This is a genomic window from Acinetobacter sp. YH12137 (assembly GCF_013418535.1).
Classification (GTDB): domain Bacteria; phylum Pseudomonadota; class Gammaproteobacteria; order Pseudomonadales; family Moraxellaceae; genus Acinetobacter.
Genome location: NZ_VPBW01000018.1, coordinates 1 through 13,875, shown reverse-complemented (window position 1 = coordinate 13,875; position 13,875 = coordinate 1). Strand labels below are relative to the sequence as shown.

Sequence of the window (13,875 nt, the reverse complement as noted above, 5' to 3'; positions counted from 1 at the left end):
TGTGGTATTTATTTTAATTATTTTTATTTAAATCAAATGTTTAATTAAAATTGTTCAGTTATATTTGTTATTGATTAAATAAATGGTCGCCATTCGAATTTTACATAAAGCAACTATTAATTGTTTATGAATTGGACAAAATGCCAATAGGTGTGCATCAATCTGTGTAAAAAATGTCTAATCAATCTAAACCCTTATCCATTATTTATAATCATAATTCTGGTTTCCGTCTATTCGACCAACAAGAAAAATATGAGCAATTACTAGATATTTTTGCAGCGCATGATTTTGAGACTAAAGCCTTTGAAATCAACGATCCAGAACAGTTCAAAAAAGTCATTGCTGAAGTGCTGCAACGGCATCAACAATCGCCGGATCATGGTGTGGTCGTGGCAGCAGGAGGAGATGGAACGCTCAATTCAGTCGCCAAACACCTGCTTGAAACTGATATTCCAGTCGGAATATTGCCTCTAGGTACTTTTAACTATGCGGCAAGATTGCTGGATATTCCCTTAGATTTGGTTGAAGCCGCACAAGTCATTGCAACGGGTCAAACCAAACGTATCCATGTGGCACGCATCAATCAGGAAATCTACCTGAACAATGCTAGTCTGGGCTTATATCCCTTATTTATTAAAAAACGTGAAGACTATAATCGCATATTTGGCCGTTTCCCTTTACATGCCTATACCTCAGCACTCGATGTGTTGATTCGTGACCGTAAAGAATTAAAACTGGAAATCTGGGTAGATCAGAAGAAATATCCGGTCAAAACTCCACTGATTTTCTTTGGCAATAATCCACTACAGTTAGCAGACATGAAAATGCGGATTGCCCAAGCTGCTGAGCAAGGGAAGGTGGCTGGGGTTGTGGTCTCTAAAAGTGACAAGCTGACGTTATTCAAGCTGGTATATCAGTTAATTCGGGGCAAAATTGATGAAGCCTCCGATGTCTATAGTTTTGCTGCAGATCAGGTGCGAATTGAGTCTAAACGTAAGAAATTAATGGTAGCTATAGATGGAGAAACGGTAGAAATGACACCACCGTTAAATATTTCAGTTTTAAAAAATAGTTTAAGTGTAATGGTGCCGCATGATTCTGCATCTCTCTGATCTACATTTTGGTACAGAAAGACCTGAATGTTTGGAAGCCATCCAGCAATTTTGTCGGGATCATGCACTGGAAGCGGTGGTAGTCAGCGGCGATCTCACCCAGCGAGCACGTTTAGGGCAGTTCTTTGCATGTAAACGGTTTCTGGATCAGTTGAATACGCCTTATCTGGTGATACCAGGGAATCATGACATTCCGCTTTATCATTTATGGAATCGGCTATTTACTCCATTTACCCGTTATCAATTATTTTTCGGTGAACTCGAGCCTGTTTTAGAAACTGAACATTTTTATCTGATCGGGGTAAATTCGATTAGACGTCGATATCATACCAAAGGCCATTTATCCCTTGAGCAGATTCAAAGGATTGACCTGAAACTACAGCAGGCACCTGCTTCCAAAATTAAGATTATTGTCAGTCATCAACCTTTTTATGTGCCATTTCAGAATAGGCGGGGGTTTAAGGATATTCCCCTGATGGCCAAAATTGCATTGGAGTCCTGGTCGCAACATGGTCTGTTTGCTGTATTGCATGGGCATTTGCATCGTACCGCAGTCTATGATTTGAACCGTATATTCGAATTGGGAGGAAATCATCCGGTTTATGATGTACATGCAGGGACTTCTGCGTCACATCGGCTCCATAAGAATCAGCCGAATAGCTTTAATGCAATTGATGAAACAGGAAAAATTACGCAATATTGTTTTGATGAACAGTTAAAAACCTTTGTTCCACAGCCTGATCCCATAAATAAATAGACAAAAAATACGCAATCCATCAAAAAATTAAAAAAAAACCAATTTTTTTTCATTTTTGCCCTTGAAGCGTTTTATTCCATCTCCATAAAAAGGACATCAAAAAATTTTGATGATGACCAATGGAATAAATAAGTCGTCATCGGTGATCTAAAAAAGACTTAGTCTGATGGAGTTATTTATGAGCAACATTCGTCCATTACATGACCGCGTTGTTATTCGTCGTGTTGAAGAAGAAACAAAAACAGCTGGGGGCATCTTACTTCCAGGTTCTGCTGCTGAAAAACCTGCACAAGGTGAAATCATTGCAGTTGGTAATGGTCAAATCACTGACAATGGCGTACGCGCGTTAGACGTAAAAGTTGGCGACAAAGTATTGTTCGGTACTTATGCAGGTACAACTGTAAAAGTAAACGGCGAAGAACTTTTAATCATGAAAGAGTCTGACATTCTGGCAGTATTAGAAGCTTAATCTGCGCCAGATCGTTTTACTCATTCCAATTCAGATTTTGTAAAGATATAACAATATTCGGAGTCAAATATGTCAGCTAAAGACGTAAAATTTGGTGATTCAGCTCGTTCAAAAATGATCGCTGGTGTGAACATCCTTGCAGATGCGGTGAAAGTGACTTTAGGTCCTAAAGGCCGTAACGTTGTAATCGACCGTTCTTTCGGTGCACCGCACATTACTAAAGATGGTGTATCTGTTGCGAAAGAAATTACCCTGAAAGACAAATTCGAAAACATGGGTGCGCAACTGGTTCGTGAAGTTTCTTCAAAAACCAATGATATCGCAGGTGACGGTACAACAACTGCAACTGTATTGGCTCAAGCAATCCTGAACGAAGGGATCAAGTCAGTAACTGCGGGTATGAACCCAATGGATCTGAAACGCGGTATCGACCTTGCAGTGAAAACTGTTGTTGAAAATATTAAACAAACTGCAAAACCAGCTTCTGATTCTAAAGCGATTGAGCAAGTCGGTTCGATTTCTGCAAACTCTGACACCACTGTTGGTTCTCTGATTGCACAAGCAATGGAAAAAGTAGGCAAAGAAGGCGTAATCACTGTTGAGGAAGGTTCAGGCTTTGAAGATTCGCTTGATGTTGTAGAAGGTATGCAGTTTGACCGCGGTTATATCTCTCCGTACTTCGCAAACAAACAAGATACGTTGACTGCTGAACTTGAAAACCCATACATCCTATTGGTTGACAAAAAAATCAGCAACATCCGTGAATTGATCACTGTTTTGGAAGCGGTTGCGAAAACTGGTAAGCCTCTTCTTATCATTGCTGAAGATGTTGAAGGCGAAGCGTTGGCTACACTTGTAGTAAACAACATGCGCGGCATTATCAAAGTATGTGCTGTTAAAGCACCTGGTTTTGGTGACCGTCGTAAAGCAATGCTTCAAGATATCGCGATCCTGACTGGTGGTACTGTAATTTCTGAAGAAATCGGTATGCAGTTAGATCAAACTTCACTAGAACACTTAGGTACTGCCCACAAAGTAACTGTATCTAAAGAAAATACAGTGATTGTTGATGGTGCTGGTGATGCAAATCAGATTTCTGAACGTGTACAACAAATCCGTGCACAAATCGAAGAATCTACTTCTGAATATGACAAAGAAAAACTTCAAGAACGCGTTGCTAAACTAGCAGGCGGTGTAGCAGTGATTAAAATCGGTGCTGCAACTGAAGTTGAAATGAAAGAGAAGAAAGACCGTGTGGATGATGCGCTTCACGCAACTCGTGCTGCGGTTGAAGAAGGTGTTGTTGCGGGTGGTGGTGTTGCACTGGTACGTGCTGCATCTGCACTTGATGGTCTGACTGGTGCTAACGATGACCAAAACGTAGGTATCAACATTCTTCGTCGTGCGATTGAAGCGCCACTTCGTCAAATCGTAGCCAATGCTGGTGATGAGCCATCTGTAGTGATCAATGCTGTGAAGAACGGTGAAGGTAACTATGGTTATAACGCTGCGACAGGTGAATATGGCGACATGCTGGAAATGGGTATTCTTGACCCTGCGAAAGTAACTCGTTCTGCACTTGAGCATGCAGCTTCTGTTGCTGGCTTGATGTTAACAACAGAATGTATGATTACTGAAATCCCAGAAGAAAAACCAGCGATGCCTGATATGGGCGGCATGGGTGGAATGGGCGGTATGATGTAATTCATTACCCGATTATATGCTCAAAAAATCCCCGCTTTTGCGGGGATTTTTTTAATTTTAAATAAAATAAAAGTGAGATTTTCGTGTAAAATATAGTAGAATTTGAGACTTAAGTTGACTTATAGTCATAAATGATTGATGAAGTATTCAATTTTTTTTAAATAAATGAAAAATGTTTACTTTTGTAATATTTTTAGGCTTGGTTTATGTAAAGTTTTGATTTATCATTTAATCAAAATATAATTGATATGCGGCTATATGAACAGTACAGTTATAAATAATGAGGGGAAAAGTTCAGAGGATCATTCTGAACTGGTATTGGTGAGTAAATGTGAATTAAAATCTTTATACCGAAAATTAAGAGAGTATGAAGATCGTTTAAAGAAAAGTGAATATGAACATAGAAAGCTATTAGCTTACTTCACTCAAAAGATTACAATTGATTAAATTCATCAATCAACTTTTTAATAATATCTTTCTGGGTATTTTTTAAAGAGCGAAACTTTAAATAATAATCCAAATCTTCAGTATCATGTTCTGAAACTTGAGGGGCAGGATTAAAATCATGGTCTCCAAATCTTAACCATTGGTTGGAAACATTAAGCCAAATTGCGAGTATTGCCAATTTATCTTGGCTAGGAATTGCCTTTCCTAACAACCAGTTATTTGCTGACTGTACTGAAATAGCTGGACCGTCATAACGATAATTAAATTCTTTTGATAAATAAGTAGGACTTATAGGATGTCTTGCATTTGTTAAAGCACTTTTCAGCCGTTCAGCAAATAGATTTTTTTCTTTTTGGCTGCTCATAAATTCCTTCTATCTATTCCTATACTTTTAAGCCTAGCCTTAAAAAGTATTTTAAATACTACAATGTTTCAGAGCCTAATTTTAAGAAAACTTCGAAAATATTTCAATTGTAACAACTTTATTTAAGATAACTTGTTGTAATTATTTGTAATGAATTTTCTTTATTTCTTAAATCAAATTTATTTAGCTCAGCTTAATTCAAATATTAGTAAATAATTCTAACAACATAAACTTTTAGTTGATGATTATAATCCAATTATATATGCAATAAAAACATAAAGTTATACATATAAATTAATATTAAACATAATAGATAAATTAATATTTAAAAAATAAATCAAATTTTGATTGATAAATTTGTTATGTTTTGTATATTATTGCCTCAGGACCGCGGTGGCGGTGGGGTATGAATGGCGTAATTCCCTTTTAACCACGCATTCGTAACAGTTTTGCTGGTTTACATGATCCTAGGGTAGGCCAGTCTTTTTATAAAAATTGAAGGAAATTTATATGAAATTCCAGAAAACTCTCTTAGCTGTAGCTCTTTCTATTTCAGCTGTAGCAGTAACAGCAGCAGAAGTTACACCTGTAAAAGGTAAAACACCAGTTTACCAGTATGGTAAAACTACTGATATCGATGCTACTGATGTTATCTACAAAATCAATGATGTAGCGTATACTTTAACTGGCGAAGGTTTTGTTAAGTTTGAAGGTGATGCTTCTGCATACAGTAACCTATTACGTGGTGGTCTGGTTGACTCTTCTCAAGAAATCGGTGTAGAAGAAGAAGAAACTATTTCTGGTGGTTATACAGCAGAAACAATCTATGCTGGTAAATGGAAAGACACTATCGTTTTTAATGAAGGCGGCAAAACATCACTTGAGGGTACAATTACTGCGCCTGAAGCTGATACTGAAGAGAAAATTTTAGCTGATATTACTGTACCAGGATATGACTACCTTAAAAAATCAGAATATCAAGAATTTACAGCTGGTGACATCAGTGAAAATAGTGTTGGTGTAGCTGTTGTTGATGGGGTTGATACTTATGATCAAGATGAAAACCTCGTTTCTTCTGTGGTATCAGGTTCAGCGCTTACTTCAAAAGGTTTAGGTCTAGTTCATGAAGTAAATACGCTTAATCCTAATGTAGTAGTTGATCTTGATAAAGGTCTGGTAACAGAAACTAAAATTACTGGTGTAGAAACTCCAAACCAAGAAGTGAAAGCTTACGGTACTGGTACAGATATTAAAGTTATTGAAGTTGCTGGTAAATTCTATAACGTTGGTGAAAAAGGATCTTTGACTGAAACTACTGATGCTGGTGACTTGGCGCTAATTGGAGCTGGTGCAGCAACAGGTTTTAGCGATTCAAAAACTGAAATCAAAACAAATCAAGCATTTGTTGGTGCTCAAAATGTAAAATATGGCGAGTCTAAAGTTTCTTATGACAATGCTAATACTATTACAGTTGGTAATGCTGATGTAGGTAGTGTTTTAGCAGCTGGTACAGAATATACAATCGGTGGTGCTAATGCTAACCGTGTCGAAACTGCTCAATCAGTAACTACTGGTATTATTGGTGCAGATCAAAATGCTAATAATGTATACGGTTTAACTGTTGCTAAAACTGAAACTGGTAAAGCAGATCAATTTACAACTGTAACTGCAGCTGGTATTGAAACCACTGGTGACATCGCTTTTGTTGACGCTGCTACTGGTTCAAAAACTTCTGTGAAAGGCTACTTAGAAGAAACTTCTAAAGCTGTTGATGCTAAAGTTGATGCTGCTCTAGTGGAAGTTGATTCTCGTTTAACTCAATTCAATTCTACAGCAGCTCGTTTGAACAGCCGTATTGATGACGTAGAGCAAACTGCTTACCGTGGTGTTGCAATTGCTTTAGCTGCTCAACAACAAATTCCTAACATCGGTGCTGGTCAATTCGCAGTATTCGGTGGTGTAGGTCACTATGAAGGTGAAACTGCCGGTGCTTTAGGTGTTGCAAGCGTATTCGCTGATGGCCGTACTTCTCTAAGTGCTGCTCTTGGTTTCGCTGGCGGTAACGAAGTTGGTGGCCGTGTAGGTGTTTCATATGTGTTTGGCGGTAAATAATTTACCCTCAACATAGTTGAAATAAAAAATCCCCGCTTTTGTGGGGATTTTTTATTAAGTTACAAAATGATTAAGGTGATTTTTTAACTAATTTATAATTCAGATTACTCTGTATTTCCTTACCTGTTTCTATATCACGAGCTTCAACGAAATTATCACCTACATAAAACTTCCGGTTTTCAGCTTTTCCATCTAGGACGATAATAGAAGGTTGTTGAGGATCGAAAGTGAAGCTACCTTTGGTTTCAGTTTCATTATTTCCAGTTTTACCTAAATATTCCTCACTCAATTCATAAGTTTTGTCAGGATTAAGATCTAGTTCAACTTTAATACCTTCGCAGTCAGCACACGGGAAAACACCTTCATATTCACCTGCCCAGTTTGAGTTGGCAGTGGCATTACTGCTCATCTCAGTACTCATATTGCTTTGACTATTTGTAGTCTCTGTAGTAACAGGAGCATTTGTGGTATTAGATTGAGTATCTGCACTGGCCATATCGCGGTCATTCTGTTTAGAACATGCACTTAAACTAGTAACTGTTACTACCAATAAAGCAGGCCATAATATTTTTTTCATTGAAGATCATCCTCTTGTTCTTCTGTATTAGGATTTACATTAAAAGTATGAGCTATCAATATACAGAGAGATCTTGTTAAAAATTGATTCGTTAAGTGAAACGGATTAAATATATGTAGATGAGAAACTAAGATAATTAAAATACAAAATAAGCGATAGGTTTTCTTTAGTTTTATTTTATAAACCTTAAGGTTATGATTTGATAGAAATAATTATTAATAAGAGCGGTCATGAAAGCAGAACAGGAAAATAATATCATCGCGAAAATATATGATGCTGCTTTATTGCCTGCTTTATGGCTAGAGGTCATTCAGGATATTGTGCAATATACCCAGAGTCATAGTGCAATTTTTACCGGTCTTGATCAATTCAATCCCGCCTATGACTTTGTTTATACTTACAATATCCCGGAAGAAAGTCTGGCTGCTTATCAGGATGAACGGATTCGGGTCATTGACATGAAGCTGCATATGCCTTTATGGAATGAAATTGATATGGGGGAGGCACTTAATCAGGACTGCCGTCATTATGCGGATCAACCTGGAACAGAACAGTATATTTTTTATGAAAAATGCCTTAAGCCTACAGGGATAGGGTATATGGCGGGAGTATTGCTGGACAGAGGAAACTATCGCTGGGCAGTCATGGGACTACATCGTGCTCCACACACTCAAGGTTTTGAAGCAGCTGAACTGAATTTTCTCAAACGGATCGGCATACATTTGCGTCGCTCTTTACAGATTCATCGGCAAATCAGTTTGGTACAACAAGACAATATCAGCTTATATACCGTATTAGACTGTTTAAAAATCGGTATTATTTTGTTGGATCAGGATCTCAAGCTGTCTTATTCAAATCCACTGGCACAAAGCATGATTGAAGCTTCAACATGTCTGGAAATGGATATGCATAACCGCCTAAAAACACTGGTAGGTGATCAGGAACGTCTGGACAGATTGCTGTCCAGTGCTTTGCTGGAAGATACCAGTATGTCGAGTGAAATAGGTGGGGTCTTGGCTGTGCAGGATTCTAAAGGACAGCAATTGATGCTCACTATTGTGCCTTTTAAAAGATTAAAAAAGATGCAGCAATTTTCTGAAGCTCAGCATCAGATTGCCGTATTTATGACAGACAAAAACAGGCATTATTCATTATCTAGAGCTTATTTGCAGCAAGCATATCAACTGTCGAAACGTGAATTTGATTTGTGTGAGCTTTTAATCAATGGCTATAAATTAGAAGAAATTGCGACAAAATGTGGGATCACTTTAAGTTCAGTACGAACTTATTTTAAGAATATTTATGAAAAAACTGACTGCACTTCACAAATTGAGCTGATGCACTTATTGATGGGATGTACGATTCATTTTGAACATATTAATTAAACCTACCTAAAGATAATTCTTTAGGTAGGCTATGCTCATTATCTAACGCGCTGTAATGTTACAGGACCTTCACCTTGTGGGTGCAAGATCAGAGTTTCAGCCGTTACATTGACGTTTGCAATGGTCTTGCTGCCATCGGAACTGTCTTGTAATCCGCCACATTCATTGGTATCGAATAAAACTTCAGTGGTTGTGAGTGTATTACCTGAAAGAGTAAATTTGCCATATTCAATTCCAGGCCAGCCACAATCATCTCCGCCTTCAGTGTCCAGGAAGAAATAATAGTTTGTGTCAAAGAAGGCAAATAAATGGGTGTCACTAAATCTCCAAGCACCTACCAGACCATTAGCAGACTGTTTGACGCGGCTTAAACGGTATTCGGTATTGATCCCCGGTTCTGTCAGAATTAAGGTCGTTCCATCATAGTTTAACGTATAAGGTTTGCCTCCTGCAGGATGTGAGAGTCCCCATTCACCATTACTGTCTTGAATAATACGCGGTGAAATTACACTGGTAGTTGCATTCCAGTTTAACTCTCCAGTTTCAATGCCAGGCGTTCCATCACCATCAGCAGCTTCTGCTTGACCTAAGGCATAACGGCCATCTTCTAAAATATGGATTAGAACAGCGCTGTTTGCATTACGGCCAATTTCCCAAGTACCGGCAATATCTTTATAGAAAGTTGACTGGAAGTTTTCTGCAGCTTTTTCAGGTGTAATCAATTTTTCTGTGGTAACTACGCCTGTTGATACCACGTCTGTAGCAAATGCTGTAGGGGCCTTAGAAAAATCTAAACTTTTATTAAGAAGGGCATTAGCAGCTTCAGTACTGATGCTAATCCCATTGTCATGATTACTATCTGTATCTAAAGACTGTAAAAGCACCATCAGATTGGTACGTGCATTTTCAGTTTGTGCTAAATCTAACGGAGTAACACGTTCTTTCGCTTCAATTTCTTGACCTAGTTGTACGTCACCAATCAGGAATTTAACCTTTTCTCCATCATTAAATTTAAATTCACCTTTTTCATTAGTAACCCCTTCCGCACCGCTGCTGGTGATATATGTTACCCCTGAGATAATTCCATCTGTCAGTACACCAGTTTCGGTCCCGACCGGAGCTGTAGGTGGAACAGGTGATGAACCCTCTGTACGATCATTATCTGAACCGCCACATGCTGTAAGTAACCCCGCTAAGGCAAGACAAATTAAAGTCTTTTTCATGAAAATCTTCCTGAAATTTATTATGTCAGCGAAGTATAGAAAGAAAGCTAAAATCGACATATCCTAAAATTAGGATGGAAAAATATATAAATCAGTAAAATAAATTGAACTCACTATTTGCTTAAAAGAGTGAGCTTGCAATAGGTAGTGAAAGAAGAAATATTCAAATAACAATAAATTGAAATTCTTCCTAAAGCTTAAAAATACAAATATATATTAATTGATGTTTTATTGATCAGGATGCACTATCTATATTCTGCTGCATTGTTAGACTGTGGCGAAATTTTGATAATGATTGTGATGTAGCTGTGTTTGAAAATTTAGCTGAGAAAACTTTAAATTTAATGGGCTGGAAAACCGATGACCAATGGCCCGAAGACCTTGATCAATGTGTGATGATTGCAGCGCCACATACCAGTAACTGGGATGCACTATATGCACGTTTGGCCTTAAAGGCATTAAAAGTGAATGTGCGTCTGACCATTAAAGACAGCTATATGAAATTTCCATTTGGGCCTTTTGTACGTGCAATGGGTGGAATTGGTATTGACCGTCGTCCCAAACAACCGGGTGAGCCACGTCCAAGCATGGTTCAGGTCATGACAGGTCTATTTAAAGAGCATCCTAAACTAGTGATGCTGGTTACACCGGAAGGCACACGTGCCCGTCAGGAACAATGGAAAACCGGTTTTTATCATGTGGCGATCAATGCGGGTGTGCCAATTGCGCTGGCTTATATGGATTATGCAAAAAAAGAAGCGGGCGTAGGTAAAATCATTTATCCAACAGGAAATTATGAACAGGATATGGCTGAGATCATGACGTTCTATGCCAATATTGAACCTAAATTTCCTGAAAAATTCAGTATTGATCAACGCTATTTTTAATTTCAGGAAAAATAAAAGCAGAGGGATGGACTCTGCTTTTCTGTACGATATATAAATACCGAATTTAATTTTGATTCTCTTCAGATAAAATTCCCCCCAGATTCTGGCAGGCATCTTTATAAAGATTGTATTGCTGTTCTACCACTTCATATAAAGGCAGGTCAAAAAGCTCTTCTCCTTGATGATATTGCTCAATATAAGATTCGACCTTGGTTTTGCTGCTGTATAGCATGTGTTGATAATAATCCGTCATACTACTGTGTGGCATTTGCGCTGTATCAATCTTGGCACAATTGAAGTTTCGCAGAAGCTGTTCTGACTTTTTAAGATCATTGGACATACAACCTGCCAGTAACATGCTACTGAGCAATGCCGTTAGGAGTTTCATAGAAAATAGATGAACTTTGATGGGGAGCGCACTATTGTAGAAGTAAATGCGCTATGCAAAAGTAGTTTTATTCAACAACTGGTCAAAAAATAGAAGAATAAAATTCAGAATCTCATTCTTCCTTGGCGATCTTTAACCTTTAACCAGTCCGCCATCGACAATCAGGTTTTGACCTGTCACTGCACGTGAATAAGGTGACAGGAACATCAGAATAGCAGATGCAAATTCTTCAGGCGTAATCACGCGGCGCAGAGGAGTGGACTGAGCAATCAGGTCAAAGACAAAGTCAGGCGTTGCTTTACTTGCATCCGTGGTTTGCAGTAATCCGCCTGAAAGCATGTTCACGTTAACCCCATACTGACCCAGGTCTTGCGCAGTAGTTCGGGTAAAGGCCAATAGCGCCGCTTTCCCAGTCGTATAATCATGATAAGGAACGACAGGGTTTTGAACCAGGTTAGTCCCAATATTCACGATACGGCCAAAATGTGCCTGTTTCATATCTTCTAATGCAGCTTGCGTCGTATTTAAACAGGCTTGAACTGCTCCACTAAACTGACGGGCCATGCTTTCCCAGGTCAGATCTTCAACTTTAGGTCGCTCATCGCCATTAAACTCAAACTGCACCAGCGCATTATTAATGACGGAATGGATGGCTTCTCCAAAATGGGCCTTGCTGGCAGTGAATAAAGCTTTTACCTGATCAGCTTGTGTTACATCTGCCTGACAGGCAAAGACCTGATCAGGATACTGATTTTGCAAAGCTTCAGCTTGGGTTTTGCTGCTATGGTAATTTACTACCACACGTGCACCTTCCTGAATCAGGAGCTGGGTAATGGCTAGTCCCAATCCACGGGCACCACCAGTCACAAGGATAATTTGATCACGAATTTGCATTGCTTATATCCGCCTGAGAATCATTCGGGCTAACATAACAGCAATAGGGCTGAAAGCAAAGTGATGTAAGGTTTTAGAGCTGCTCTATCGCGCAAATGAGTCAATGCCTTCTTTGATCAGGAGAAAGCAGCCCGAGCTGAAGAGCAAGCCTAAGACAATCTGTTTAAAACGTAATTCTGAAATTTGATGAAACAGACGTGCGCCTAAAATAGCGGGAATACTTACAGCCAGAATGAGTACCGCCATATAGGGGAGGTGAGTCTGATTTAAGGTCCCTTGCAGTAAATAGGCGGCTAAGGTAAACACCTGTATGGCAAAATTAAAATGACGCAATATATAGCGCTGCTGTTCTTTCGGCAGTTGCTTCAGCATTAACCAGGCAGAGGGTACAGAACCACAGAATCCCCCTAAACCTCCTAAGATGCCGCCAACCAAACCAATCCCTGCATCCGCAGTTTTACCTGAATGTTGAATCAATTTAATCTGTGGATTAAGCAACATCAGTGGACACCAGATCACGAGAAATATACCAAGCAAAATACGAAAAGTACTCGCCTCAACGATATTCAGTAACCAGGTGCCGAGTGGGACACCGATCAGACCAGCAATTAAATAAGGTAGATATAAGGTTCGGTGCAGATGAGGAAGTCTAGGTTCATTGGATAATGAAATGAGGTGACTCCACACCGAGGCAAAAACTACTAAGGGCGCAGCAAGTTGAGGACTTAATCCCCATACCCAGAATGACATGGCAATTAATGCAAAAGCAAAACCGGTAAGTCCCTGTACAAATCCTGCGATAATTGCACCAAGAATAAAGAGTAGCCAGGTCATAAAAATCAGGATATTGGAAAAGTTTGTAGTATTCAAAATATGGCTAGAAAAACCAAGCAGATCCTTAGCTGTATTTATGCGAATCTAAGTGTAAATATGCATAAATGATTTTTATTAAATCCGAGACAAATCCTTTAATTAAGTATGGAAAATGAACAAAATCATACAAGAGTGCAACAATGGCTCCGCGTACTCTTCATGAAATCACTTGATACTAATTGAGTGCGGTATAGAGGTGATGAACATGAAAAAAATGATATTACTGTCATCTGTATTGGCAGTAGCGCTAACAGGCTGTGTGGTTGATCCTTGGGATGAAGGTTATCGCGGTCATCATGATCGTAATGGACATTATGATCGGGATCGTGGTGATAAGGACTGGAAAAAACATAAAGATCATCGTGACTGGAAACGTGACAGAGGCGATCGGGATTGGCGTCGTAATCGTTAATCGTTACCTTCCATTTATAAAAAAGATTTCCTTTAAGGAATCCTTTTTTATTTAAGTATTTAGGGTGTGTTGACACTTTTAGCTTAAAAAAATAGCGAAGTAGTAAAATCAAATCGCCAAACCCAATTTTACTATTCGCTATGACTCGTACCATGCTGACAGATCAACACTGGCAAAAGTTGAAAGTTATTCTGCGTAATTTATCCATTCACCACAACTCAAATTTACGCAATTTTATTGAAGCTATTCTCTATAGAATTAGGACAGGTTG

At 38.7% G+C, this 13,875-nt stretch carries 14 protein-coding genes and 1 pseudogene; 9 read left to right on the top strand and 6 right to left on the bottom strand.

Annotated features, from left to right (window positions below; translation table 11 throughout):
• The first annotated feature begins 173 nt into the window (after positions 1 to 173).
• The 4 genes from FTU72_RS10130 to groL all read left to right on the top strand — a co-directional run bounded on the left by FTU72_RS10130 (position 174) and on the right by groL (position 4,042).
• Entirely contained in the window at positions 174 to 1,112 is a 939-nt protein-coding gene (locus FTU72_RS10130) for a diacylglycerol kinase family protein (protein WP_180052784.1), read from the top strand.
• A complete protein-coding gene (locus FTU72_RS10125; protein WP_180052785.1) occupies positions 1,093 to 1,869 on the top strand; it encodes a metallophosphoesterase in 777 nt (258 codons plus the stop codon). The genes FTU72_RS10130 and FTU72_RS10125 overlap by 20 nt, the downstream gene beginning before the upstream one ends.
• Positions 1,870 to 2,047: 178 nt before the next feature.
• Positions 2,048 to 2,338, top strand: a complete 291-nt coding sequence (gene groES / locus FTU72_RS10120; protein WP_004646315.1) for a co-chaperone GroES — start codon at positions 2,048 to 2,050, stop codon at positions 2,336 to 2,338.
• Positions 2,339 to 2,407: 69 nt separating this feature from the next.
• Positions 2,408 to 4,042: a chaperonin GroEL gene (gene groL / locus FTU72_RS10115; protein ID WP_005234685.1), complete on the top strand. Its 1,635-nt coding sequence runs from the start codon at positions 2,408 to 2,410 to the stop codon at positions 4,040 to 4,042.
• 433 nt (positions 4,043 to 4,475) lie between these two features.
• Here the strand turns inward: groL and FTU72_RS10110 are convergent, their stop codons facing one another.
• Positions 4,476 to 4,853, bottom strand: coding sequence for a hypothetical protein (locus FTU72_RS10110; protein WP_179992096.1), 378 nt, complete (start codon positions 4,851 to 4,853; stop codon positions 4,476 to 4,478).
• Between the two features lie 510 nt (positions 4,854 to 5,363).
• Between FTU72_RS10110 and FTU72_RS10105 the strand changes: the two genes are divergently transcribed.
• Positions 5,364 to 6,965 (top strand): YadA C-terminal domain-containing protein, encoded by a 1,602-nt coding sequence (locus FTU72_RS10105; protein WP_180052786.1) that lies wholly within the window; start codon positions 5,364 to 5,366, stop codon positions 6,963 to 6,965.
• 70 nt (positions 6,966 to 7,035) lie between these two features.
• Here FTU72_RS10105 and FTU72_RS10100 read toward each other — a convergent pair whose 3' ends face one another.
• A complete protein-coding gene (locus tag FTU72_RS10100) occupies positions 7,036 to 7,542 on the bottom strand; it encodes a copper resistance protein NlpE (RefSeq protein ID WP_125278722.1) in 507 nt (168 codons plus the stop codon).
• Positions 7,543 to 7,772: 230 nt separating this feature from the next.
• On the opposite strand from FTU72_RS10100, the gene FTU72_RS10095 reads away from it, so the two are divergent.
• Positions 7,773 to 8,927, top strand: a complete 1,155-nt coding sequence (locus FTU72_RS10095) for a helix-turn-helix transcriptional regulator (protein ID WP_180052787.1) — start codon at positions 7,773 to 7,775, stop codon at positions 8,925 to 8,927.
• A gap of 38 nt (positions 8,928 to 8,965) precedes the next feature.
• Here the strand turns inward: FTU72_RS10095 and FTU72_RS10090 are convergent, their stop codons facing one another.
• A complete protein-coding gene (locus tag FTU72_RS10090) occupies positions 8,966 to 10,150 on the bottom strand; it encodes a hypothetical protein (protein ID WP_180052788.1) in 1,185 nt (394 codons plus the stop codon).
• Between the two features lie 308 nt (positions 10,151 to 10,458).
• Between FTU72_RS10090 and FTU72_RS10085 the strand changes: the two genes are divergently transcribed.
• Positions 10,459 to 11,037 (top strand): 1-acyl-sn-glycerol-3-phosphate acyltransferase, encoded by a 579-nt coding sequence (locus FTU72_RS10085; RefSeq protein ID WP_125278720.1) that lies wholly within the window; start codon positions 10,459 to 10,461, stop codon positions 11,035 to 11,037.
• A 64-nt stretch (positions 11,038 to 11,101) separates the two neighbouring features.
• Here the strand turns inward: FTU72_RS10085 and FTU72_RS10080 are convergent, their stop codons facing one another.
• From FTU72_RS10080 to FTU72_RS10070, 3 genes are all read right to left on the bottom strand, one after another.
• Positions 11,102 to 11,425, bottom strand: a complete 324-nt coding sequence (locus tag FTU72_RS10080) for a hypothetical protein (protein ID WP_125278719.1) — start codon at positions 11,423 to 11,425, stop codon at positions 11,102 to 11,104.
• 132 nt (positions 11,426 to 11,557) lie between these two features.
• Positions 11,558 to 12,319: a 3-oxoacyl-ACP reductase gene (locus FTU72_RS10075; RefSeq protein ID WP_180052789.1), complete on the bottom strand. Its 762-nt coding sequence runs from the start codon at positions 12,317 to 12,319 to the stop codon at positions 11,558 to 11,560.
• 84 nt (positions 12,320 to 12,403) lie between these two features.
• On the bottom strand, positions 12,404 to 13,153 hold the full coding sequence (locus FTU72_RS10070; protein WP_180052790.1) for a sulfite exporter TauE/SafE family protein: 750 nt from the start codon (positions 13,151 to 13,153) through the stop codon (positions 12,404 to 12,406).
• Between the two features lie 244 nt (positions 13,154 to 13,397).
• On the opposite strand from FTU72_RS10070, the gene FTU72_RS10065 reads away from it, so the two are divergent.
• Positions 13,398 to 13,604, top strand: coding sequence for a hypothetical protein (locus FTU72_RS10065; RefSeq protein ID WP_004782913.1), 207 nt, complete (start codon positions 13,398 to 13,400; stop codon positions 13,602 to 13,604).
• Positions 13,605 to 13,744: 140 nt separating this feature from the next.
• Positions 13,745 to 13,875: pseudogene (locus FTU72_RS10060) on the top strand (IS5/IS1182 family transposase); the annotation flags it as partial.